The sequence below is a fragment of the Pseudarthrobacter sp. NPDC059871 genome (genome assembly GCF_042731175.1).
In the GTDB taxonomy this organism is placed as follows: domain Bacteria; phylum Actinomycetota; class Actinomycetes; order Actinomycetales; family Micrococcaceae; genus Arthrobacter.
Map to the genome: position 1 here is coordinate 117,370 of NZ_JBHWJV010000001.1, position 21,601 is coordinate 138,970.

The window sequence follows — 21,601 nt, forward strand, 5'->3', positions numbered from 1 at the left end:
AAGGGTGCCCAAAATTGTTGACCCGGATGCCCGGCGCCGGGATGTAGTAGACGCCGTCCTGCGCATTATTGCCGTCGACGGACTGGAGCGGGCGTCACTGCGGGAGGTGGCAGACGAGGCGGGACTCGCCGTCGGGTCCGTCCGCCACTACTTCGCAGGCAGCGACGAGCTTCTGGCGTTCTGCTTCGCCAGCGTTGTGGACCGGGTGGTGGGACGGCTTCAGGCCATGCTCCCCGCCACGGATGCTGCACTCCCCGGCAGCGCAGCCCACCGCGAGGCCGTATTAACACTGCTGGGCGGGATGCTGCCGCTCGACGAAGAGCGGGCCGTGGAGATCTGTGCCCTGATGGCCTTCAGGAGTGCCGCCCGGATCAAACCCTTCCTGGCGCCCGAGGCGGACCGCAGCCACCGGCAGGTGGCAGCCATCGCCGGCCGCATCGTAGCCGGACTGATGCCCGCTGACGAGCCGCAGGAGAACCTGGTGATCGAGGCCGAGCGGCTGCTGGCAACCCTCGACGGCCTGGGCATGCACGCACTGCTGCAGCCCGCGTGGATGACCGCGGAGATGTGCACTGGAGTCCTGGAACGCCATCTTGACGGACTGGGGCGCTGACGGACATTAACGTGGGGTGGAACCGGGAATAGACTGGGAGCCGGGGCTGCTGGTGATGGTGCGGTCAGCCCGGGCAGGGGAGTACTCCAGGAAGGACTTCGGATGCAGCAGGCAAGCGGTTCCAGGTGGCAGATCACCACGGACACCTCGGGGCCCATGATGATCGCGCTCTTTCTCCGCGACACCGCAGGACTGAACGGAGCCGGGCATCCTGCACTCTCGCACGCCAAGCCCAAGGTCCGCCCTGCCGACCACAGCCACCTCACCGCGGATGTCGGCGGCCTGGGTGCCCTGAAAACCGAGTGGGAGGCGTGGTGGGAGCAACTGCTCAAGTCTTACCCGCACACCTCGCCGGACCTCTCGCCGCCGGACTTTGAGGCGTTCGGGAACTCGCCGGCCCTCCAGCGTGTCCTGCAGGCACACTTCGGTTCCGCACTGACATGGGCCAGGGAACGGCGAAGCGAGTACGCAGAGCTGGAAGCGGAACGGGAGGCCAACGGCGCTGATCACCTGCTCACCGACATGGTGGATGACAGGCTCATGGAGGTAGGCCGCGATTCGCGTGACTTCAAGCTGTCCATCATCGAGTTGCCTCTCAACGAACACCGGGCGTGGTACCTGGAGCCGGACAAGATCATCATGAGTCAGCAGCTGATGGGCGAGCCGGAGCTGTTCCGCAGCTACGTGCAGCCGGTAGTGGAAATCCTCGTCTGATCAGCAGCCGGGGCTCAGGCGCCGGAGGGGGCCCGGGACACGGTAATGCGGATCTGGCCGTCGGCTGCGTCCGAATCCTGCCAGCCGGCACGTTCGTCGCGGTCCCAGCTCCTGCCCGCGACGTCCACCCGGACAACGTCAAGGCCCTTGGCGTTGGCTACGGCCCATTGGGCGACAGACCACGCCGTGCTGCCGCTGGCCTCCACCACCAGGGCCTGACCTTCGTCCGTTGCCGGAAGGCTTCCGTAAGCACGGCCGAGTTCGGCCAGGACTGCGCCCGTGTCACCCTCGGTGCCGGCGGACCGGAGCGTGCACTGCACGGCCCCGGGGATCTGCCCGGACAGTCCGGAGGCGAAGGAACGGCCCATGTCCTCGTGTTCGGCGTAGGCGGTGGGGAAGGCGGAGCGCTGCACGCGCTGGGCGGCGTCTGTAATTTCGAGCGTTTCGTAGCCCGGTACCTTCACCAGGGCGTCGTAGAACGCATTGACGGCGTAATAGGGGTCCATGACCTGGGCTTCGGTTCCCCACCCCTGTGACGGCCTCTGCTGGAAAAGACCGCGCGAATCAGGCCCGGCCTGGTCGCCGTGGCCGATGTTGCGCAGCTTCGATTCCTGCATGGCAGTGGCCAGCGCGATGCTGGCGGCCCGGGGAGGCAACCCACGCTGTACCGCGACGGCGGTGATCAAGGAGGCGTAGACGGCCTGGTCCGGAGCCAGTTCGGCCTTCCTGTCGCCCACCACAGCCGTGCAGCGCTCAGAAACGAGGGTTTCGGAGCGCTGCACGAAAAACACGGCAGAGTAGATGCCGCCGGCTACCAGGACCAGGACGAGCGACAGGACGGCGAGTCGGCGGAGGCCGCGTCTGCGTGCCACCGTGGAATCAGTTGGCGTGGAGCGCGTCGTTCAGTTCCACCGTCTGGCCCTGACGGGGGAGGACCTCCACGGCGCCGGTAGTGGAATTGCGGCGGAAGAGCAGGTTGGGCACACCGGAAAGCTCGGCGGCCTTGACGATCTTCGTGGTGTCTTCGCCTACTTCGTCCTTGGGTCCGGGCACGCGGACGCGGGTACCGGCCGTCACGTACAGTCCGGCTTCAACGACCGAGTCGTCGCCGATGCTGATGCCGACGCCGGAGTTGGCTCCGAGCAGGACCCGCTCGCCGATGGTGATCTTTTCCTTGCCGCCGCCCGAGAGGGTGCCCATGATCGACGCGCCGCCGCCGACGTCGCTGCCGTCTCCGGTGATCACGCCGGCGGAAATGCGGCCTTCAACCATGGAAGTTCCCAGGGTTCCGGCGTTGAAGTTTACGAAGCCTTCGTGCATGACGGTGGTGCCGGCGGCCAGGTGGGCACCGAGGCGAACGCGGTCGGCGTCGGCGATCCGGACGCCGGCGGGAACCACGTAGTCCACCATGCGCGGGAACTTGTCGACTCCGTAGACGGTGACGGCGCCGCGGCGGCGGAGGCGCGCACGGGTGAGTTCGAAGCCTTCGACGGCGGCGGGACCGAAGTTGGTCCACACCACGTTGGGGAGTTTGCCGAAGATTCCGTCCAGGTTGATGGTGTTGGGCCGGACCAGGCGGTGGGAGAGCAGGTGCAGGCGGAGGTAAGCGTCCGCCGTGTCTGCCGGTGCTTCGTCGAGGTTGATCTGGACGAAGACCACCTTCTGTTCGGTGCCACGGTCCTCGTCGGCTCCGTTGTCCGCGATCTGGGTCAGCACCGGATCGGCGTCTTCCACCGAGCGGAGGTTCTCCGCGGCAACACCCAGCGACGGTGCTGGGAACCATACGTCCAGGACAGTTGCTTCAGCCGAACCATCGCCGGTGGCACTGGCGATGGTGGCAACGCCAAAGCCGTAGGCGGATCGGCTGTCAGTAGTGTCGTTCAGGGTTTCGGGCACGGCGGAGGAAGCGGTCTCAGTCATGTGGTCCAGTCTATCGAGGGGTGGCCCCAGGGTTCGAACTAGACTGGCTTCGTGACTGCCGAACCCACCCCCCACACATACTTAACCGCACTGGACCTCCGCCAGGACGTCGCGCTCCTGACCGCAGCCGTGATGGACATCAACAGCGTCTCCGGCAACGAGAAGGAGCTCGCCGACGCCGTGGAAGCCGCACTGCTGGAAATTCCCCAATTGACGGTAGTTCGGGACGGCGATTCCATCATCGCCCGCACGGAGTTGGGGAACACTGAACGCGTCATCCTCGCCGGGCACCTGGACACCGTCCCGTTGCCGCTGACGGAGGGGTCGAAGGGAACCGTGCCCTCCACTTGGGAATCCGGAGTGCCGGGGGAGGGGGTGCTGTACGGACGCGGTGCCACGGACATGAAGGGCGGGGTGGCTGTCCAGCTGGCCCTCGCTGCCACCATGTTCGACGACGGCGCCCAGCCGCAGCGGGACGTCACTTTCGTCTTTTACGACCATGAGGAAGTCGAGGCCGTCAAGAGCGGCCTGGGGCGCCTGGTCCGTAACCATGGCCACCTGTTGGTCGGCGACTTTGCCATCCTGCTGGAACCGACCCATGGAACCGTGGAAGGCGGCTGCAACGGCACCAGCCGCTTTGAGGCCACCACCGTCGGGGAGGCTGCCCACTCGGCCCGGGCATGGATGGGCAGCAATGCCATCCACGCGGCGGCCCCGATCCTTGCCCGGCTGGCCGCCTACGAGCCGCAGACTGTCAACGTTGACGGCCTCGACTACCGCGAGAGCCTGAACGCCGTGAAGATCAACGGCGGAACGGCCGGCAACGTCATTCCGGACCGGTGCGTGGTGGAGATCAACTACCGCTTTGCGCCGGACAAGTCCCCTGACGAGGCCGAGGCCGTTGTCCGCGAACTCCTCGAGGGCTTCGAGGTGGTCCGTACCGACGCCGCAGCCGGTGCCCGGCCGGGCCTGAACCACCCGGCTGCAGCGTCGTTCGTGGCCGCTGTGGGAGCCGAGCCGAAGCCCAAATACGGCTGGACCGACGTCGCGCGTTTCAGCGAGCTTGGGATTCCCGCCGTAAACTTCGGCCCTGGTGATCCGCTGTTGGCCCACAAAGACAACGAGCACGTGGATGCCCAAGCCATCCGTGAGTGCCTTCGGGCGTTGCGGGACTGGCTTCAGGACTGACCGCCAGCTTCAGCCCAGGCAGCGCGGCGCTTAATTAGTTATGGCCCGGATCGTCAGATCCGGGCCATAACTGTTGGGAGGCAACGCGCGGGGGCTAGGGAGCGCCCGCTTCAGCAACAGCCGGGTCAGCCTTGGCTGTGCCCCCGGCGGCCTTCTTCGAACCGCGCCGTTCGATCCACACAGCGAGCCGTGAGATGGCGATGTTGATGGCGATGTACATTCCGGCGGCGACGAAGAACACCGGGAAAAGGAACGCCGGCCCCAGGACGTCAGCCATGAGCTGCACCGCCCGCAGCAGTTCTCCGTAAGCGACGATGTAGCCCAGCGACGTGTCCTTCAGGAGCACCACCAGCTGCGCCACCAGGGACGGCATCATCCGGCGGACAGCCTGGGGAAGTTCAATCAACATCCGCGACTTGAAGCTGGTCAGGCCAATGGCCAAGCCTGCCTCGCGTTGGCCCTTGGGGAGGGACTGGATGCCGGCGCGGATGATTTCCGCAAAGACTGCCGCGTTGTAAACCACCAGGCCGGCAACGACCGCAATAAACTGCGACGTGCCGAAGCCGAGGAGGATGAACAGCATCATCAGCACCACCGGCATGCCCCGGAGGAACTCCAGGACCACTCGGGTGGGAACACGGATCAGCTTGACGTCCGAAATCCGGAACAGGCACAGCAGCAGGCCCAGGGGGAAGGCGATGACGGCGGCCAGCGCTGCAGCAGACAGCGTTGCCCCCAGCCCGTTGCCAAGCAGCCGCCAAACGTCCGCCCGGGTGAAGATCTGCCAACGGCGGCCTTCAAAGATTCCCTGCTGGCCCAGGGTGAAGATGATCCAGGCGAGCAGGCCGAGGATAGCCAGGCCGCCCACCACCGAACCGATCAGGGAAATCCGGCGGGCCTTGGGGCCGGGAACGTCGTAAAGTACCGAGCTCATCGGGCAATCGCCACCTTTCGCTCCACCGTGCTGGCAAGGATGCCCAGCGGGACGGTGAGAAGGAGATAGAAGAACGCGGTACCCAGCAGGACCGTGATGACCTGGTCACCGTTGGCGTTGGCCAGCTGGCGGCCGTAACCGAACAGTTCAAGGACGAAGAAGGCGCCGGCCACGGACGAGTTCTTGACCAGGGCAATCAGGATGTTGATCAACGGCGGGATCACCGTCCGGAGGGCCTGCGGCAGGATGATGAGGTTCAGGACCTGGCCGAAGTTCATGCCAATGCTGCGGGCGGCTTCGGCCTGGCCCACAGGCACGCTGTTAACACCGGAGCGGACAGCTTCAGCGATGAACGCTGCGGTGTAGGTGCTGAGTGCAATGATGGCTGCCACTTCGAACTGGGCGAACTGGACGCCCAGGCGTGGCAGCACAATAGCTGCGAAGAAGAAGGCAATGGTAAGGGGGGTGTTGCGGAGGATTTCAACGTAGACAGTGCTGAAACCGCGAAGCGCTGCCACCGGCGAGACCCTGGCGGCTGCCAGGAGGGTGCCCAGTACAAGCGCGATGACCCCGGAAACAGCTGACAGGAAGAGGGTGCGGAGAAAACCTTCCCAGTACAGCGGGAGGTTTTCAATGATGACGTCCATGGGTTCCTTCGGCTCAAGAAGCGGAGGGTAGGGGAACAGTGCAGTGCCGGGGCCGCCGAAGCGCGCCCCGGCACTGCCGTTGAGCCTTAGTAGCGGTTGATCGCGGGCAGGCTCGGGGCAGTCTTGATGACTGAACCGGCAGTGGCCTCCCAGGCCTTCTTGTAGTCGCCGTCCTTGTCGAAGGCTTCAAGCTGGTCGTTGATCCAGTTACGGAACTGGGTGTCGTCCTTCTTCAGGCCGATGCCGTAGGGCTCCTTGGTGAAGGTTTCATCCGAGGCGAGCTTGAAGGCGTCCGGCTCCTTGTCAACAAAGCCGGCCAGGATCACGTTGTCCGTGGTGACTGCTTCAACCTGCTTGTTGCGCAGCGGCTCCAGGCAGGCGGAGTAAGTGGCAGCGGGAACCAGTTCCGCGCCGTACTTATCCACGATGGTGGCGGCCGGGGTGGAGCCGGTCACGGAGCAGACCTTCTTGCCCTTGACGTCTTCGGGCTTCTTGATGGAGTCGTTGTCCTTGTTCACCATGAGGGCCTGGCCGGCTTCGTAGTACGGCCCGGCGAAGCTGACAACCTGCTTGCGCTTGTCATTGATGGTGTACGTGGCGATCACCAGGTCTACCTTGCCCTGCTCGATGAAGGGTTCGCGGTTGGCGGAGACGGTCTCGGACCATTCGATCTTGTCTGCAGCGATGCCCAGCTTGGCGGCGATCAGCTTGCCGATCTCAACGTCGAAACCGACGGGCTTGCCGTCCAGGCCCACCTGGCCGAAGAGCGGCTGGTCGAACTTGGTGCCGATCTTGATGGTGCCGGCCGAGGCGATCTTTTCCATGGTGGTGCCGGCTGCAAACGTCGGCTTTTCCACGGGAGCGGGATTGCTTCCGCCGCCGGCGTCGCCTCCGCCGCAGGCGCTCAGGGACAGGGCAAGGGCGGCGGTCGCCGCCACAACAAATGATTTCCGCCGGGTCAAAAATGCCTTCATGACATTCCTTTCATTGATGGCCGCGGATCACGGCCTGGGTGCGAACTTGGAGTGTTTGTTCGAAGGGGAATCAGTGGGTGAGGAGCTTGGAGAGGAAGTCCTTGGCGCGGTCGCTCTTGGGGTTCGTGAAGAACTCCTCGGGCGTGGCGTCCTCGACGATCTGGCCATCGGCCATGAAGACGACCCGGTCCGCGGCTTTGCGGGCGAAGCCCATCTCATGGGTGACCACGATCATGGTCATGCCTTCCTTGGCCAGCTGGACCATGACGTCCAGGACCTCGTTGATCATTTCGGGGTCGAGCGCGGACGTGGGCTCGTCGAACAGCATGACCTTCGGCTTCATGGCGAGGGCGCGGGCAATGGCCACGCGCTGCTGCTGGCCGCCGGAGAGCTGGGCGGGAAGCTTCGGTGCCTGGTGTCCGACGCCCACCCGCTCGAGCAGGGCCATGGCGTCCTTGTCAGCCTCAGCCTTGGAAACGCCCTTGACCTTGATGGGGCCAAGCGTCACGTTTTCGAGGATGGTCTTGTGCGCGAAGAGGTTGAAGGACTGGAACACCATTCCGACGTCGGCGCGCAACTGGGCGAGTGCCTTCCCTTCTTCGGGAAGGACCTTCCCGTCAATGCTGATGGTGCCGTCCTCGATGGTCTCAAGGCGGTTGATGGCGCGGCAGAGGGTGGACTTACCGGAGCCCGACGGCCCGATGACCACGACAACCTCGCCCTTGCGGACCTGCAGGTTGATGTCCTTCAAAACGTGCAGCTGGCCGTAATGCTTATTGACGGCGTTCAGGGAGACGAGGGCATCGCCGGGCACATGAGTAGTCATAGGAAGAATCTAGCGAAGAACGGCGGGTTATGACGCGAATCACGGCATGTTCCTGCACATCGTGACTCAAGAGATACCTGCCGTGGCTGCGCCACGAGTCGCGTTAGCCTTGGGGAATGAGCATCAGTGCAGATCCGGCCAAGAACATCCAACCTCGCCGCAAAGGCCCCCTTGAACTCCGCCGAAAGCAGGCGGCGGTGGAAATGTCGGACCAGCATCTGCTCGATACCAAGGGCCCCGGTCAGTTTGTCCATACCGATCCGTGGCGCGTGTTGCGGATCCAGAGCGAATTCGTTGAGGGTTTTGGCGCCCTGGCGGACATCGGCAAGGCGGTCAGCGTCTTCGGTTCGGCACGTACGAAGCCGGGCAGCGTCTACTACGAAATGGGCGTTGAGGTGGGCCGCAAGCTGGCCGAAGCCGGCGTTGCTGTGATCACCGGCGGCGGCCCCGGCTCCATGGAAGCGGCCAACCGGGGCACCGTGGAAGGCAACGGAGTCTCTGTGGGCCTCGGCATCGAACTGCCGTTCGAACAGGGGCTGAACCAGTGGGTGGACCTCGGCATCAACTTCCGCTACTTCTTCGCCCGCAAGACCATGTTCGTCAAGTACGCCCAGGGATTCATCGTCCTGCCCGGCGGCCTGGGCACCCTCGATGAACTCTTCGAAGCCATGGTGCTGGTGCAGACGCGGAAGGTGACGTCATTCCCCATCGTCCTGCTCGGCGTCGAGTTCTGGGGCCCCATGATCGACTGGATCAGGGGAACCCTGGTGGCCGAGGGCATGGTCTCAGAGAAGGACCTCGACCTGATCCAGGTGGTGGACAGCCCCGCCGAAGCCGTTGAGCGTGTGCTCCACGGTGGACCCATCCCGCCCCTGAACGGCGAGCAGCGCCCGGAGTAGCACGCATCCTGCCCGGCACGGTTCTGGCACGATGGGACGGTGACCTTCTTTCTCGTTTTCCTTGCCATCGTGCTGGTCGGGGCAGTGCTGTGGACCGGCGTCGGGCTGCGCTCGCGGAAGACCGGCCGGCAGGCGTTGCCCGCGCTGCTGGACGGCGGTTTTGAGCAGCCGCCGGCAAACCTTCCGCCGGTGCTGCTCCCCGCCGATGCCGCGCCCCGCGATGTGGACCGGGTCCGTTTTGCGCTCGGCCTCCGGGGTTACCGCATGGACCAGGTGGACCAGGTCCTCGACGAGCTGCGGGACCAGCTCGCTGCGGCCCGGCAGGAGTCCGACGGGCTGCGGTCACGCCTCCAGGCCCTGGAAGCCAACGCCGGGCGTGGCGACAGCCAAGGCGCGGTGTCAGCCGTGGAGCCCGGGAAGACGTCCGACGGCGGGACCGCGCCATCCGCTGCGGACGTCCAGTGAGCACCGTGGACAGCCGCCGCGCGAACCTTGGTTCTGCGCAGGCTGCGGCCGCCAGGGTAGGCGAGGTGGTCCGGCGCTGGCCGTGGTGGGCGCAGGTGTCCGGCATCTACGTAGCCGCCCGGCTCGTCAGCGCCTGCATCTTCATGGCTGCAGCCCTGCACCAGGGCACCAACCCTTGGTTCCCGGCCAAACCTGACTACTGGAATTTCATCAATATTTGGGATGCCCGGTGGTACGGCGAGGTCATTGTCAACGGCTATCCCACGCAGCTGCCCACTGATGCCCTGGGCAACGTGCAGGAAAATGCCTGGGCGTTCTATCCGCTTTTCCCGGCGCTGGCCCGCGGCCTGGGTGGCCTGACCGGGATGAACCCCGCAGCCTCGCTGACCATCATCGCCATGTTGTCCGGCTGGGCGGCCGCGCTGGTGGTTTACGTACTGTTCCGGCACAAAGCGGCCCACGCTCCGGCGTTGTGGGGGGTGGCGTTCTTCGCCACGTTCCCGGTGTCGGCCGTCCTGCAGGTGCCTTATGCCGAGCCGCTCACGCTGCTGCTGCTGGCGGCGGCGCTATTGCTGGTGGTCCGCCGGCAATACCTGTGGGCGTTGCCCGTGGTGGTGCTGATGTGCCTTTCACGCCCGGTGGGGGTGCCCTTCGCCGTTATGCTGGGGATCCTTTTTCTAACCCGGTTGGTGTCCCGGTTCAGGCAAGGACAAGCGATTACACCGAATTACACCGGGCACTCGGCCGGTGAACTGGTCCGCCTGGGGGCCCTGACCGGTGTCGCCGGTTTGTCCGCCCTGGCTTGGCCGGCGGCAGCGTGGGCTGCAACGGGAGACATCGAGGCGTATACCAAAACCGAGACAGTGTGGCGCGGGCATGACCTGGTGCCGTTCAGGCCCTGGTTCGATACCGGCGTCGACCTGGTCGGCCCGGTGCTGGGCGTACTGGCCCCGTTTGTTTTCGTGGCGCTGTTCGGCGCCATGCTGTTCCTTCCGCCGGTGGTGCGTCTCGGCGTCGAGATGCGCCTGTGGTGCGCCTGCTACATGGGTTACCTGGTGGTTTTCCTGCACCCGCAGACCAGCACCTTCCGGATGCTGTTGCCCCTTTTCCCGCTGGCACTTGGGGCCGTCCTGCTGTCCCGCTCGAGGGCATACCGGGGGACTGTGGTGACAATGTTCCTGCTGCTGCAGATGGTCTGGATCGTGTGGCTGTGGGCCTGGGCGCAGTTGCCCGGCGGCGGCGATTACCCACCCTGATTAATTGCGCTTCCGTGCAGGTCAAGGCCGGAATTGAGGCGTGCCGAAAATGTCCATCGATTAGCTACGTACGGGTAATTCCGGGATAATAGTCAGTAAGCAAGGACAAAAAGCATTCAGAATACGTGCAGCTTTGGCGGTGGAGAGCCCCGCCGTCATAGCAGCCTGATCGACATGCGGACACAGCCCGACCGGGCTGATCAGTCCTGGGACTAAATGGAGGGGAATTCCTCATGGCTGCTATGAAACCACGCACCGGCGACGGCCCAATGGAAGTCACCAAGGAGGGCCGCAGCCTGATCATGCGCGTCCCGCTCGAAGGCGGCGGGCGCCTTGTGGTTGAGCTGAACGCTGCGGAGGCAGCAAACCTCAAGGAATGCCTGGTAGGCGTTACCGAATAATCGTGCCGGACAGGGTCCGCGGCCTTTGGCTGCGGGCCCTGTCCCGTTCCCGGTGCTTTTCCTGCTGCTGTTCCCTTGCCGGCAAGGTGCCGTCGCGGAAATCAGGCGGCGTTACTTCTTGACGGCCACCAGCAGGCCGTCACCGGTGGGGAGCATGGCGGTGGCCAGCCTGTCGTCCTCGCGGATTGCCTTGCCTACCTGACGGAGGATGACCGTGTTGGGTTCGCGTCCCGCCGGATTGGCGACCTTGTCCTTGTCCAGGGCGTCGTTGATGATCAGCAGCCCGGCACGCTTCAGGAGGCGGACGGCCTGCTCGACGTAGCCGGGCAGGCCGGGCTTGTCCGCGTCGATAAACACGATGTCGTAGGCGTTGTCCGTGAGGCGGGGCAGGACGTCGCCGGCGCGGCCCGAGATGGTGCGGGTCCGGTTGGCGGGGCTGCCGGCTTCGGCGTAGGCCTCGCGGGCGGCTTTCAGGTGTTCAACATCCACATCAATGGTGGTCAAAACGGCCTGCGGGCCGAGGCCGCGCAGCAGGCAGACGCCGGACACCCCCGCACCCGTTCCAATTTCGACGGCGGTCTGGGCCTTGGACGCGGCCGCCAGGACAGTAAGGACGGCCCCTACCCCCGGGCCGATGGGGGTTACGCCGAGTTCAAAGGAACGCTCCCGGGCCCGAAGCATGACGTCATCCTCAGCGGGCAGATCTTCTGCAAAGGACCAGCTGATGGACTTGTCGGCACTCATTAATGTTCGCTTTCTGGGCGTAGAGGGGTTGTCTTCTACAGCCTAATGGGTCGGGGCGAAACCGTATGGCAGGCGGGCGGTTGCGCCCACGGCATAACTTTCCCGCAGTCAGGAAATTCCCAGCCAAGTTTGAAATGATTATTATCCGCTCATCCAAGAGATGACCGGCGCCGAATCAGAGATGTCAACAGTATCCGGGCGTTAGCATTCCACGAGGGGAGTGGACGATGTCATCTTCAGTTGTGGCACCTGTCCCAGCAGTTCATCATCCCGAAGCCGATTGGGTCCGTCCCACCTGGGAAGAAGTGGTCACCAACCACTCGGCAAAAGTTTACCGGCTGGCCTACCGCCTGACCGGCAACAGGTTCGACGCCGAAGACCTCACCCAGGAGGTGTTTGTCCGCGTCTTCCGCTCGCTGGAGAACTTCAAGCCCGGAACGCTGGATGGCTGGCTGCACCGCATCACCACAAACCTTTTCCTGGACCAGGCGCGCCGCAAGACCCGCATCAGGTTTGACGCATTGGCCGAGGACGCCGAGTCCCGCCTTCCCGGACGCGAGCCGGGTCCGGAGCAGAGCTTCGAACTGAATAACCTGGATCTGGACGTCCAGGCCGCCCTGGAGGAACTGCCGCCGGACTTCCGCGCCGCCGTCGTGCTGTGCGACCTCGAAGGCCTGTCCTACGACGAGGTAGCAGCAGCCCTTGATGTGAAGCTCGGGACCGTCCGCTCCCGGATCCACCGCGGCAGGACCATGCTGCGGGAAAAGCTGGCTCACAGGGACCCGCGCCCTCAGCACGCCCGGCGCAAACTGTCCATGCCGCGCATCGCCGGCATCCTCTGATCGGCGCATGAGGCCCCCCTTCAACTCCGGCGGCAGGCATGCGCGCACCCCCAGCCACGTGGCGTCCTGTCCGGAATGTGCCCTGGCCATGCGCAGGGAACGCCAGTATCTGGAGCGGCTCCGTGAGGCTCCCATCCCGCCGGCAAGCAATGACCTGACGGCGCGGCTCCTGGAACGGACGTCTCTGCTCGCAGCGCAGCCGGTTCCGGCCACGCCTGCCGTCACTGCGCCCCGCACGGCCGCACGGGTCCTGGCTATGGCCGCGGGCGGTACCGTGGCCGCCGCTGGTGTCCTCGGTGTCGGTGCCCTCGCTGCGGCCGGAGAGCCCCTTCCCGGAAATGCCGTTGCGCCGGCGACGCTTGCCCAAGTCTCGGCACACACTCCCGCTGACGGCAGGGCCCTCACTGCGGACCAGCTCAGCAGCCTGCGCCAGGAGGGCTGGGCTTGCCCGGTTCTCGAAGCCATGGGGTTCCGCCTGGAGTCCGCCAAGGCAGTTGTCAGGGGCGGGCAACCGGCGGTGGAACTGCGGCTTAGCGACGGATCGCACTACGCCACGGTGACCGAGCAGCACGCAGGCAATGTGGCGGCGTCGGTGGAGGCGGTGGGCCGCCAGGGCAGTCCAGTCCAGGTCCTGGGAACCTCGCCGTGGTCAGCCACCTACACGTCCGGGGGACGGACGTTCACTTTCGAATCGAACCTGCCCGCCGATCAGGCGGATGATGCAGGGCCCATCCTGGAGCAAGTCGGCGGCGTGGCCGCGGAGGGGCTCACGGCCGGGGTCGACGGCAACGCCCAAGGCACCGCCGGGGAGCCTCTGGGAAACCGATTACAGCGCGGAATCAACAGGATTGTGGCCGTCTTTACCCAGTAATGCAGGCTGTTTCCGCCCCCGCCGGGCGCGAATCGTCACTGGCAGCCTTGAGAGGGTAATCTTCCTAAAGTGTTTGGTATCAACGGCCCGGAGTTCTTCCTCCTGCTGATCATCGGTGTCCTGGTGATCGGCCCCCAGAGGCTGCCCGAATATACCCAGAAGCTCGCCAACCTGGTGAAGGAAGTCCGGCGCATGGCGTCCGGTGCCCGCGAGCAGATCAAGGAAGAAGTGGGCATCGACATCGACGATGTCGACTGGAAGAAGTATGACCCCCGGCAGTACGACCCGCGGCGCATCATCAAGGAAGCGCTGCTGGATGACGACACCAAGCCCGTCAGCTCCGGCGCCCCTGCCGCAGTGGCAGCCGTTGCAGGCGCAGCAGCAGTAGGAGCGGCAGATGGGTCCGCCCCGTCCCGGCCGGAACGAGCAGTGCAGAGCCTACCGCCGGGCGAGGCCGCACCCTTCGACACCGAGGCCACCTGAGCCACTCCGGCCCAGCGACAGCGGGAGCAGACCAGCGTGACTAGCGGGGCTGCAGACCCAGCTTCATCCCGGCCAGGCCACGCGGCCTCGAAGCCAGGTTCGCGGCAATTTCCGTCAACGCCTTAGCCGCCGCAGTGTCCGGCTGGCCAATCACGATGGGCGCCCCGGAGTCGCCGCCTTCGCGCAGTTTGATGTCCAGCGGGATCTGGCCCAGTAATGGAACGTCGGCGCCCATGGCTGCAGTCAGCCGCTCGGTGAGCACCGCCCCGCCGCCGCTTCCGAACAGTTCCATCCTCCCGCCGTCGGGCATCTCAAGGTAGGACATGTTCTCAATGACGCCCGCAACCGTTTGCCCCGTCTGCGTGGCGATGGCGCCGGCGCGTTCGGCGACGTCCGCGGCGGCAGCCTGCGGAGTGGTGACCACCAGGATCTCGGCCTTGGGCAGCAGCTGGGCCACCGAAATGGCAATGTCTCCGGTGCCTGGCGGCAGGTCGAGGAAGAGCGCGTCCAGGTCGCCGAAGTAGACGTCCGTGAGGAACTGCTCCAGTGCCCGGTGCAGCATTGGACCGCGCCAGGCCACGGGCTGGTTGCCGGTGACGAACATGCCGATGGAGATGACCTTCACGCCGTAGGCCACCGGCGGCAGGATCATGTCGTCCACGCGCGTGGGGGCCTGGGTGATGCCCATGAGCGCCGGAACAGAGAACCCGTAGACATCCGCGTCCACGATCCCCACACGGAGCCCCTGCGCGGCCAGTGCCGTGGCGAGGTTGACCGTTACGGAGGACTTGCCCACCCCGCCCTTTCCGCTGGCAACCGCATAGACCTTCGTCAGGGAACCGGGCTGGTTGAAGGGGATGCCGCGCAGCCCCCCGGGCCCGCGGAGTTTCTCCTTCAGGGCATCCCGCTGGGCCTGGTCCATGACCTTGAGTTCGACGTCGACGCCGGTCACCCCCGGGACTGCTGCCAGGGCCGACTCGGCGTCCGACGTGATGGTGTCCCTCAGGGGGCAGCCGGCGATGGTGAGCAGGACCGTGAGGTTGACCTTGCCGTCCCCGGACACGTGGACGGCGTCCACCATTCCGAGTTCGGTAATGGGACGCCGCAGTTCAGGGTCAATGACGGTGGCGAGGGCGTCGTTGACGTCCTGGAGCAGCGGGGAGTTGCCGGGTGTTGCTGTATCCATGAAGGGTGTTTACCGGTCCTGGGTGGAATGGCCGGGCTTGACCCGGGGGATCTGCTGGGTGCGGGGATTGCGCTGCCGGTCGCGTTGTTCGCGGAGCTTTTCCTTGACTTTGTCCTTGGGTGACTCGTGGCTGCCCTGGCCGGTGGAGTCGTGCGTGCGCAGTTCTTCCTGGGCTTCCAACATGTCCTCGAGGAGGGAGCGCAGCTCGGCCCGGACGTAGTCGCGGGTGGCCACCTCGCGCAGGGCGATCCGCAGCGACGCAAGTTCCCGGGTGAGGTACTCGGTGTCGGACAGGTTCCGCTCGGCACGCTGCCGGTCCTGCTGAAGGGACACACGGTCGCGGTCGTCCTGCCGGTTTTGGGCCAGCAGCAGCAGCGGTGCCGCGTAGGACGCCTGGAGGGACAGCATCAGCGTCAGCAGCGTGAAGCCGAGGTCGCGGGAGTCGAACTGCCAGTCAACCGGCGCCCAGGTGTTCCAGCACAGCCAGAAGATACAGAAAATGGTCATGTAGACCAGGAACTGCGGAGTGCCCATGAAGCGGGCGAAGCCCTCCGTGGCGTGCCCGAAAGCGTCCGGGTCCGGAGAGAACTTGGGCAGGATCCGCTGCCTGCCACTCAGCGGTGTATCCAGGCTGCCCTTGTTGTTCTTGGCCGCGGCGTTGCCGGTGTTCCGCTGGTTGGGGTTCTTCGGAGCGCTGTTGTCAGCCAATACGGCCACCGAGCCTTCTTATCGGGGCCTCGCCATCATGGGCGCGCCAATCATCCGGCAACAGATGATCCAAAACGTCATCAACAGTCACCGCCCCCACAAGCCGGCCGGCGTCGTTGACCACCGGAAGGGAGTTCAGGTTATAGGTCGCCAGTGTCCGTGCCACTTCGCTGATGTGGGCCTGGTCGGACAGTGGCTCAAGGTTCTTGTCCACCAGGTTGCCCAGCGGCTCGAACGGCGGGAACCGGAGCAGCTGCTGGATGTGCACCACACCCAGGAACCGGCCGGTGGGAGTCTCCATGGGCGGCCTGGCAATGAAGATGGACGAGGCCAGGGCGGGGGAGAGTTCCTCGCGCCGGACGTGCGCCAGCGCTTCAGCCACAGTGGCTTCAGGGGGCAGAATGACCGGTACCGGCGTCATAAGCCCGCCCGCGGTGTCCTCGTCGTATTCCAGCAGCCGGCGGACGTCCTCGGCGCCCTCGGGCTCCATGAGCTGGAGGAGTTCCTCGGCCTGCGCCGAGGGGAGCTCGCCCAGGAGGTCGGCGGCGTCGTCCGGGTCCATTTCCTCGAGCACGTCGGCGGCCCGCTGGATGTCCAGGGCGGAGAGGATCTCCACCTGGTCGTCCTCCGGGAGTTCCTGGAGGACGTCTGCCAGGCGCTCATCCTGCAGTTCGCTGGCCACTTCGAAACGCCGCTTGTCGCTCATTTCCTGGAGTGCCTCGGCGAAGTCGGCCGGTTTGAGGTCCTCGTGGTTGGCAACGAACTGCGTTGCTGCCTGCGGCTCGGTGCGCGCGCCTTGCTGGGCGTCGGCCCAGTCAATGATGAGGGTTTCGTTACGGCGCAGGCGGCTGAGGGGGGACAGGGAGTGCCCTCGCCGGACGAAGAGCTTGCTGACGAACCAGTCGCGGGACCTGTGCTGGTCCATGGCGATGTCCTCGATGGTGGCGTCGCCGCTGCCGTCCCGGAGGGTCACGCGGCGGTCGAACATCTCGGCCACCACCAGTGTTTCGGCGCCGCGCTGTTCGAACCGGCGCAGGTTGACCAGGCCGGTGCAGATGACCTGCGTCTGGTCGATGGAGGTGATGCGCGTCATCGGCACGAACACGCGCTTCTTCCCGGGTACTTCGACGACGATGCCCACCACGTGCGGGGCCCCCTGGGAGCCGCGGGAGAGCACCACAACATCGCGTAACCGGCCCAGCCGGTCACCCAGGGGGTCGAAGACGTCGAGTCCCAGAAGGCGCGCCACGAAGACACGGGTAGGTGTTGTGCTCACTTGTACAGGCTACCGAGTCTGCTCACTTTTAGCTGAATTTACAGGCAGCACACAACCTCATGGGCAAGAATGGGGGTATGGCAAACATTTTTGGTGCTCCCCGGACAGGTGGCCCCAACGGGCTTGACCAAGCCAGGGCCGTCCCCACCGGCGACACCGTGGGTTCCTACACCTCCTACCTGGATGCCCAGAAGGCGGTGGACTACCTCGCCGACCAGCAGTTCCCGGTGCAGATGGTGTCCATCGTAGGCAACGAGCTGAAGATGGTGGAACGGGTTACGGGGCGCCTCAGCTACCCCCGTGTTGCCCTGTCCGGAGCCCTCAGCGGCATGTGGTTCGGCCTGTTCGTCGGTGTGATGCTTTCCTTCTTCGCGCCCTCGCCCGGCTACTTCTCCATCCTCACGTCCGTGTTGATGGGTGCCGCATTCTTCATGCTGTTCGGCATTGTTACCTACGCGATGCAGCGCGGAAAGCGTGACTTCACGTCCACCAGCCAGGTGGTTGCCACCAGCTATGACGTGATCGTGGCGCCGGAGGCAGCACAGGAGGCCCGCCGCCTGCTGCAGCAGCTCCCCATGACCCGCTCGGACGCCGCAGGTGGCAACACCCACCAGCCGCGGCACGGCTACCAGAACCAGCCGTACGACCAGCAGAACCAGCCTTACAACCCGCAGAACCAGCAGAACCAGCCGTACAACCAGCCAAACAACCAGCTGGGTCCGGCGCGTCCCAACAGCTGGAACGACCCCTACGGCCAGCAGGGACACCCGCAGGATTCCGGCTACCCCGCGCAGGGCCAGCAGGGCCAGCCTCCCGCGCCGCAGCAGGACGCGCAGCAGCACCAGGGGCAGCAGTACGACGGCGGCCAGCACCAGCAGCCGGCGGCCGCACCGGCCCGTGCGGTCCGGTACCCCGACCTCCCTGATGGGCGGCCGCAGTACGGCGTCAGGCTGCCGCAGGGCCAGGACGGCGGAACACAGCAGCCTGCCGCGCCCGCGCAGCCGGAGGCCGGTCCGCAGCGCCACGGTGATGCACCTGCCGGCGAAGGCCAGGACGCCGGCACTGCAGAGCGGCCTGCGGACCCGCGCCACTAGGTAGAGCAGCAAAAAGCGGTGCCGCCGGAGGAATCCGGCGGCACCGCTTTTTAGTGCCTGTTGTGCGGCCGGCCAGCCAGGCGTCAGCCCTGGGACGCCTGCCGGGATTCGTCTGCTTCGCGGTAGATGCCGGCCATCCACGTCTCTACGTCCTGCGGCGTGCGGGGCAACGCCGCACTGAGGTTGACCGGCCCGTCGGCGGTCATCAGGATGTCGTCTTCGATGCGGACACCGATGCCCCGGTATTCCTCAGGGATGGCCAGGTCCTCGTCCTTGAAGTAGAGGCCCGGTTCGATGGTGAACACCATGCCTTCGGCCAGGATGCCGTCGAGGTACAGCTCCCGCTTGGCTTGCGCGCAGTCGTGGACGTCGAGGCCGAGGTGGTGGCTGGTGCCGTGCGGCATCCACCGCCGGTGCTGCTGGCCGTCGGGGCTGATGGCCTCTTCCACGCTGACGGGAAGGAGTCCCCATTCGGCGAGGCGTTCCGCCAGTACGGTGGTGGCGGCGGTATGGATGTCGCGGAACTTCGTGCCCGGCTGCGCTGCTGCGAACCCGGCGTCGGCCGCGTCCAGGACCGCCTGGTAGACCTTGCGCTGGACATCGCTGAACGTGCCGCTCGCGGGCAGGGTGCGGGTGATGTCGGCCGTGTACAGGGAGTCGGCCTCGACGCCGGCGTCCAGGAGCAGGAGCTCGCCGGCGTGGATCTTCCCGGTATTGCGCGTCCAGTGCAGCACGGTGGCGTTGTTGCCGGAGGCGGCGATGGTGTCGTAGCCCAGCTCGTTGCCCACCTCGCGGGCGCGGGCGAAGAAGGCGCCTTCCACTACCCGCTCGCCGCGGGCGTGGGTCAGGGCGCGCGGCAGGACCTTGACCACTTCTTCGAAGCCTTCCACCGTGGCGGCCACGGCCAGCTCCATCTGCCCGATCTCCCACTCGTCCTTGATCAGGCGCAGCTCGGAGAGGGCTTCGCTGAGCTTCTCGTCCAGGGCATCGAGGACGCCCATGTCGAGGTTTTCGGGATCTTTGGCGGTGTTGTACCGGGCGGTGTCCACCAGGGCGTCAATGTTCTCGTCCACCTTGCGGACCAGGCGGATGGAGATGCCGCCGATCTCCGGCGCGCCCACGTTCTTGGTGATCGCCGTTTCCAGCTGGTCGATGTGGCCGGTGGCCAGGCCAAGGCGGGCTTCGAACTCAGCCAGGGTGGGCCGGGCGCCAATCCAGAATTCGCCGGAGCGGGAGTCGGCGTAGAACTGTTCGGTATCCCTGCCGGCCAGCGGACGGAAGTAGAGCGTGGCGCAGTGGTTCCCGCCGTCGTCGCCCTTTCCTTCATCAACGGGCTCCAGCACCAGGACGGCGTCCGGCTCGTGGTCCAGGCCCAGCCCTGTCAGGTGGGCAAAGCCGGAATGCGGGCGGAACCGGTAGTCGCAGTCGTTGGAGCGGACTTTGGGCGGACCCGCGGGAAGGACCAGGCGTTCACCTTTGAACTGGGCCGAGATGGCCTTGCGCCGGGTCGCGGCGTGGCCTGCGACGTCGTCCCGGCCGGGAAGTTCCTGGCTTGACGGCGCCCAGTTGCTGGCCATGAAGGCCTTGAAGGCGTCGGAACTGGGCCGCTGCGAGCGGTTGTTGACGCGCTCCTCCAGCGGCTGGTTAGCAGAGGTTGGGGTGTTTTCGGCATCGTTCACGGGACCATCGTCTCACCAGCGTCCCGCCTGCGCGAACAGCCTCCGGTGCCGGAGCCGCAGGGTCAACTAGTCTGTACAGGTGAGGATCGACCTGCATGCCCACTCCAATGTCTCCGACGGCACGGAGAAACCCGCCGACGTCATGGCCTCTGCCGCCCGCGCGGGCCTGGACGTGGTGGCCCTGACTGACCATGACTCCACGGACGGGTGGGCGGAAGCATCTGCCGCCGTGGTCGACGTCGGGGTGGCACTGGTCCCCGGCATGGAGGTGTCCTGCCGGACGGCTGAGGGCATCAGCGTCCACCTGCTCAGCTACCTGCACGACCCCGCGCACCCCGGGCTGCTCGAGGAAATCACCAAGGCCAAGCAGGCCCGCCATACCCGCGCGGAGCGGATGGTCACGCTCCTGGCCGAGGACTATCCCCTCACCTGGGACGACGTGATCCACCATGTGGCGCCGGGGGCCACTCTGGGCCGCCCGCATATTGCCGATGCCCTGGTGGCGGCAGGTGTGGTGGAGGACCGCTCTGAGGCCTTCGCTTCCATCCTGACCTCCCGCTCCCGCTACTTCATCCCGCACTACGCACCCAACCCAGCGGTCGCCGTCGAGCTGGTCTGCGCTGCCGGCGGTGTTCCCGTCTTCGCCCATCCGGTGGCGTCCTCCCGCGGAAGGATCGTGGGGGAGCGGGTCTACCGGGACATGATCGATGCCGGGTTGGCGGGGCTGGAGGTCAACCACCGCGACAACCCTGAGGAGGGCCGCAGCTTCCTGCGCCGCCTGGCCGCGGAGAACAACCTGCTGGTCACCGGGTCCTCGGACTACCACGGCACGGGCAAGCCGAACCTGCTCGGCGAAAACCTGACGGCACCGGAGGTGCTGGCACGGATCGAGGAACTGGGTTCGGGAACCGCCGTCGTCCGCCGCTGATTCCTGGGCGCCTTCCCAACTGGGTAGCAGCAGATGCCGTTTTGGAGGCTCAAAACGGCATCTGGTGCGACCTACTTGGGCGGGAAGGATGTTAAGGCTGCGTGCGCACCCAACCGTTTGGCCATGATGTCCACGGCCGGCTGGTTCTGGTCCACGCACACGAACTTGCGGCCCAGCTTGGCCGCCACCGCACCGAGGGTTCCGGAACCGGCGAAGAAATCCAGGCACCAGTCGCCGGGCCGGCTGGACGCTGAGACGACACGGCGGATGAGACCCTCGGGCTTCTGCGTAGGGTACCCGGTCTTCTCCTTGCCGGTGGGGGACACAATGGTGTGCCACCAGACGTCGGTGGGGAGTTTTCCCAGCTCACGCTTGGCAGGCGTAACAAGGCCCGGCGCCATGTACGGCTCGCGGTCCACCTCGGCGTTGTCGAAGTGGTACTTGGACGGGTTCTTGACGTACACGAGGATGTTGTCGTGCTTGGTGGGCCAGCGGTTCCTGGCGCGGGCGCCGTAGTCGTAGGCCCAGATGATCTCGTTCAGGAAGCATTCGCGGCCGAAGATGGCGTCCAGCATCACCTTGGCATAGTGCACCTCGCGGTAGTCCAGGTGCAGGTACAGCGTGCCGTCGTCGGCCAGCAGCCGCCAGGCTTCCACCAGGCGCGGCTCCAGGAAGGACCAGTAATCGCTGAAGGCGTCGTCGTAGCGGTGCAGGGCGCCTTTGATGGTGTCATAGGAGCGGCCCTTGAAGCCTACGCGGTCACCGCTGCCGCCGGCGTTGGCAACCATGCGGGTTTCCTGCCGGCTCTGCGCCCGGCCCGTGTTAAAGGGCGGGTCCACGTAGATCAGCGTGAAGGCGCCGTCCGGCAGCGTGGGGAGGTACTGCGCGTTGTCCGCGTGCACCACCAGGCTGCCGCCGTCCGGCGCCCAAACAGTGTTCGTCATTCCGTCCGG

24 protein-coding genes are annotated in these 21,601 nt (G+C 65.8%); 12 read left to right on the plus strand and 12 right to left on the minus strand.

Annotated elements, in window-relative coordinates:
* Nucleotides 1–4: 4 nt before the first annotated feature.
* Together ACFV4R_RS00510 and ACFV4R_RS00515 are read left to right on the plus strand one after the other, a co-directional pair.
* Nucleotides 5–613, plus strand: coding sequence for a TetR/AcrR family transcriptional regulator (locus tag ACFV4R_RS00510; protein ID WP_377202816.1), 609 nt, complete (start codon nt 5–7; stop codon nt 611–613).
* A 102-nt stretch (nt 614–715) separates the two neighbouring features.
* Entirely contained in the window at nt 716–1,327 is a 612-nt protein-coding gene (locus ACFV4R_RS00515) for a hypothetical protein (protein ID WP_377202815.1), read from the plus strand.
* A gap of 14 nt (nt 1,328–1,341) precedes the next feature.
* Here ACFV4R_RS00515 and ACFV4R_RS00520 read toward each other — a convergent pair whose 3' ends face one another.
* Nucleotides 1,342–2,199 carry a hypothetical protein gene (locus ACFV4R_RS00520; RefSeq protein ID WP_377202814.1) on the minus strand — a complete coding sequence of 286 codons (858 nt, stop codon included), beginning with the start codon at nt 2,197–2,199 and terminating at the stop codon, nt 1,342–1,344.
* 7 nt (nt 2,200–2,206) lie between these two features.
* Nucleotides 2,207–3,247: a 2,3,4,5-tetrahydropyridine-2,6-dicarboxylate N-succinyltransferase gene (gene dapD, locus ACFV4R_RS00525; RefSeq protein ID WP_377202813.1), complete on the minus strand. Its 1,041-nt coding sequence runs from the start codon at nt 3,245–3,247 to the stop codon at nt 2,207–2,209.
* Nucleotides 3,248–3,298: 51 nt separating this feature from the next.
* Here dapD and dapE point away from each other — a divergent pair, with 51 nt between their 5' ends.
* Nucleotides 3,299–4,435 carry a succinyl-diaminopimelate desuccinylase gene (dapE, locus tag ACFV4R_RS00530; protein WP_377202812.1) on the plus strand — a complete coding sequence of 379 codons (1,137 nt, stop codon included), beginning with the start codon at nt 3,299–3,301 and terminating at the stop codon, nt 4,433–4,435.
* A gap of 94 nt (nt 4,436–4,529) precedes the next feature.
* Here dapE and ACFV4R_RS00535 read toward each other — a convergent pair whose 3' ends face one another.
* The 4 genes from ACFV4R_RS00535 to ACFV4R_RS00550 all read right to left on the minus strand — a co-directional run bounded on the left by ACFV4R_RS00535 (nt 4,530) and on the right by ACFV4R_RS00550 (nt 7,816).
* On the minus strand, nt 4,530–5,369 hold the full coding sequence (locus tag ACFV4R_RS00535) for an amino acid ABC transporter permease (RefSeq protein WP_377202811.1): 840 nt from the start codon (nt 5,367–5,369) through the stop codon (nt 4,530–4,532).
* The gene (locus ACFV4R_RS00540) at nt 5,366–6,016 is read right to left on the minus strand and encodes an amino acid ABC transporter permease (protein ID WP_377202810.1); all 651 of its coding nucleotides are present in this window, start codon (nt 6,014–6,016) and stop codon (nt 5,366–5,368) included. Before ACFV4R_RS00540 ends, ACFV4R_RS00535 begins: the two co-directional genes overlap by 4 nt.
* 86 nt (nt 6,017–6,102) lie before the next feature.
* Nucleotides 6,103–6,990, minus strand: a complete 888-nt coding sequence (locus ACFV4R_RS00545; protein ID WP_377202809.1) for a glutamate ABC transporter substrate-binding protein — start codon at nt 6,988–6,990, stop codon at nt 6,103–6,105.
* A 70-nt stretch (nt 6,991–7,060) separates the two neighbouring features.
* On the minus strand, nt 7,061–7,816 hold the full coding sequence (locus tag ACFV4R_RS00550; protein WP_377202808.1) for an amino acid ABC transporter ATP-binding protein: 756 nt from the start codon (nt 7,814–7,816) through the stop codon (nt 7,061–7,063).
* 116 nt (nt 7,817–7,932) lie between these two features.
* Here ACFV4R_RS00550 and ACFV4R_RS00555 point away from each other — a divergent pair, with 116 nt between their 5' ends.
* From ACFV4R_RS00555 to ACFV4R_RS00570, 4 genes are all read left to right on the plus strand, one after another.
* Nucleotides 7,933–8,715: a TIGR00730 family Rossman fold protein gene (locus ACFV4R_RS00555; protein WP_377202807.1), complete on the plus strand. Its 783-nt coding sequence runs from the start codon at nt 7,933–7,935 to the stop codon at nt 8,713–8,715.
* A 39-nt stretch (nt 8,716–8,754) separates the two neighbouring features.
* The gene (locus tag ACFV4R_RS00560) at nt 8,755–9,180 is read left to right on the plus strand and encodes a DivIVA domain-containing protein (RefSeq protein ID WP_377202806.1); all 426 of its coding nucleotides are present in this window, start codon (nt 8,755–8,757) and stop codon (nt 9,178–9,180) included.
* Entirely contained in the window at nt 9,177–10,436 is a 1,260-nt protein-coding gene (locus ACFV4R_RS00565) for a hypothetical protein (RefSeq protein WP_377202805.1), read from the plus strand. The genes ACFV4R_RS00560 and ACFV4R_RS00565 overlap by 4 nt, the downstream gene beginning before the upstream one ends.
* Nucleotides 10,437–10,669: 233 nt before the next feature.
* On the plus strand, nt 10,670–10,837 hold the full coding sequence (locus ACFV4R_RS00570) for a DUF3117 domain-containing protein (RefSeq protein ID WP_009357720.1): 168 nt from the start codon (nt 10,670–10,672) through the stop codon (nt 10,835–10,837).
* A 111-nt stretch (nt 10,838–10,948) separates the two neighbouring features.
* Here the strand turns inward: ACFV4R_RS00570 and ACFV4R_RS00575 are convergent, their stop codons facing one another.
* Nucleotides 10,949–11,581 (minus strand): O-methyltransferase, encoded by a 633-nt coding sequence (locus ACFV4R_RS00575; RefSeq protein ID WP_377202804.1) that lies wholly within the window; start codon nt 11,579–11,581, stop codon nt 10,949–10,951.
* 227 nt (nt 11,582–11,808) lie between these two features.
* Between ACFV4R_RS00575 and sigE the strand changes: the two genes are divergently transcribed.
* From sigE to ACFV4R_RS00590, 3 genes are all read left to right on the plus strand, one after another.
* Nucleotides 11,809–12,423 (plus strand): RNA polymerase sigma factor SigE, encoded by a 615-nt coding sequence (gene sigE, locus ACFV4R_RS00580; RefSeq protein ID WP_377202803.1) that lies wholly within the window; start codon nt 11,809–11,811, stop codon nt 12,421–12,423.
* A gap of 7 nt (nt 12,424–12,430) precedes the next feature.
* On the plus strand, nt 12,431–13,294 hold the full coding sequence (locus tag ACFV4R_RS00585) for an anti-sigma factor (protein WP_377202802.1): 864 nt from the start codon (nt 12,431–12,433) through the stop codon (nt 13,292–13,294).
* A gap of 69 nt (nt 13,295–13,363) precedes the next feature.
* Nucleotides 13,364–13,777, plus strand: a complete 414-nt coding sequence (locus ACFV4R_RS00590) for a Sec-independent protein translocase TatB (protein ID WP_377202801.1) — start codon at nt 13,364–13,366, stop codon at nt 13,775–13,777.
* Nucleotides 13,778–13,817: 40 nt separating this feature from the next.
* Here ACFV4R_RS00590 and ACFV4R_RS00595 read toward each other — a convergent pair whose 3' ends face one another.
* The 3 genes from ACFV4R_RS00595 to ACFV4R_RS00605 are packed head-to-tail and all read right to left on the minus strand — an operon-like array spanning nt 13,818 to nt 16,947.
* The gene (locus ACFV4R_RS00595) at nt 13,818–14,963 is read right to left on the minus strand and encodes an Mrp/NBP35 family ATP-binding protein (protein WP_377202800.1); all 1,146 of its coding nucleotides are present in this window, start codon (nt 14,961–14,963) and stop codon (nt 13,818–13,820) included.
* Nucleotides 14,964–14,972: 9 nt separating this feature from the next.
* A complete protein-coding gene (locus tag ACFV4R_RS00600; RefSeq protein WP_056074970.1) occupies nt 14,973–15,680 on the minus strand; it encodes a DUF1003 domain-containing protein in 708 nt (235 codons plus the stop codon).
* A complete protein-coding gene (locus ACFV4R_RS00605; protein ID WP_015937687.1) occupies nt 15,664–16,947 on the minus strand; it encodes a magnesium transporter MgtE N-terminal domain-containing protein in 1,284 nt (427 codons plus the stop codon). Before ACFV4R_RS00605 ends, ACFV4R_RS00600 begins: the two co-directional genes overlap by 17 nt.
* Before the next feature lie 77 nt (nt 16,948–17,024).
* Between ACFV4R_RS00605 and ACFV4R_RS00610 the strand changes: the two genes are divergently transcribed.
* Entirely contained in the window at nt 17,025–18,041 is a 1,017-nt protein-coding gene (locus tag ACFV4R_RS00610; RefSeq protein WP_377202799.1) for a general stress protein, read from the plus strand.
* An 83-nt stretch (nt 18,042–18,124) separates the two neighbouring features.
* Here ACFV4R_RS00610 and ACFV4R_RS00615 read toward each other — a convergent pair whose 3' ends face one another.
* Nucleotides 18,125–19,720 (minus strand): aminopeptidase P family protein, encoded by a 1,596-nt coding sequence (locus ACFV4R_RS00615; RefSeq protein ID WP_377202798.1) that lies wholly within the window; start codon nt 19,718–19,720, stop codon nt 18,125–18,127.
* A gap of 79 nt (nt 19,721–19,799) precedes the next feature.
* Between ACFV4R_RS00615 and ACFV4R_RS00620 the strand changes: the two genes are divergently transcribed.
* The gene (locus ACFV4R_RS00620; RefSeq protein WP_377202797.1) at nt 19,800–20,648 is read left to right on the plus strand and encodes a PHP domain-containing protein; all 849 of its coding nucleotides are present in this window, start codon (nt 19,800–19,802) and stop codon (nt 20,646–20,648) included.
* 71 nt (nt 20,649–20,719) lie between these two features.
* Here the strand turns inward: ACFV4R_RS00620 and ACFV4R_RS00625 are convergent, their stop codons facing one another.
* On the minus strand, nt 20,720–21,592 hold the full coding sequence (locus ACFV4R_RS00625; RefSeq protein WP_377202796.1) for a DNA-methyltransferase: 873 nt from the start codon (nt 21,590–21,592) through the stop codon (nt 20,720–20,722).
* Nucleotides 21,593–21,601 lie beyond the last annotated feature (9 nt).

Coding starts and splice junctions, on each gene's coding strand:
- ACFV4R_RS00515 (WP_377202815.1), top strand. CDS start 716: ATGCAGCAGGCAAGCGGTTCCAGGTGGCAGATCACCACGGACACCTCG.
- dapD (WP_377202813.1), bottom strand. CDS start 3,247: ATGACTGAGACCGCTTCCTCCGCCGTGCCCGAAACCCTGAACGACACT.
- ACFV4R_RS00535 (WP_377202811.1), bottom strand. CDS start 5,369: ATGAGCTCGGTACTTTACGACGTTCCCGGCCCCAAGGCCCGCCGGATT.
- ACFV4R_RS00540 (WP_377202810.1), bottom strand. CDS start 6,016: ATGGACGTCATCATTGAAAACCTCCCGCTGTACTGGGAAGGTTTTCTC.
- ACFV4R_RS00545 (WP_377202809.1), bottom strand. CDS start 6,990: ATGAAGGCATTTTTGACCCGGCGGAAATCATTTGTTGTGGCGGCGACC.
- ACFV4R_RS00550 (WP_377202808.1), bottom strand. CDS start 7,816: ATGACTACTCATGTGCCCGGCGATGCCCTCGTCTCCCTGAACGCCGTC.
- ACFV4R_RS00555 (WP_377202807.1), top strand. CDS start 7,933: ATGAGCATCAGTGCAGATCCGGCCAAGAACATCCAACCTCGCCGCAAA.
- ACFV4R_RS00570 (WP_009357720.1), top strand. CDS start 10,670: ATGGCTGCTATGAAACCACGCACCGGCGACGGCCCAATGGAAGTCACC.
- ACFV4R_RS00575 (WP_377202804.1), bottom strand. CDS start 11,581: ATGAGTGCCGACAAGTCCATCAGCTGGTCCTTTGCAGAAGATCTGCCC.
- sigE (WP_377202803.1), top strand. CDS start 11,809: ATGTCATCTTCAGTTGTGGCACCTGTCCCAGCAGTTCATCATCCCGAA.
- ACFV4R_RS00585 (WP_377202802.1), top strand. CDS start 12,431: ATGAGGCCCCCCTTCAACTCCGGCGGCAGGCATGCGCGCACCCCCAGC.
- ACFV4R_RS00595 (WP_377202800.1), bottom strand. CDS start 14,963: ATGGATACAGCAACACCCGGCAACTCCCCGCTGCTCCAGGACGTCAAC.
- ACFV4R_RS00610 (WP_377202799.1), top strand. CDS start 17,025: ATGGCAAACATTTTTGGTGCTCCCCGGACAGGTGGCCCCAACGGGCTT.
- ACFV4R_RS00625 (WP_377202796.1), bottom strand. CDS start 21,592: ATGACGAACACTGTTTGGGCGCCGGACGGCGGCAGCCTGGTGGTGCAC.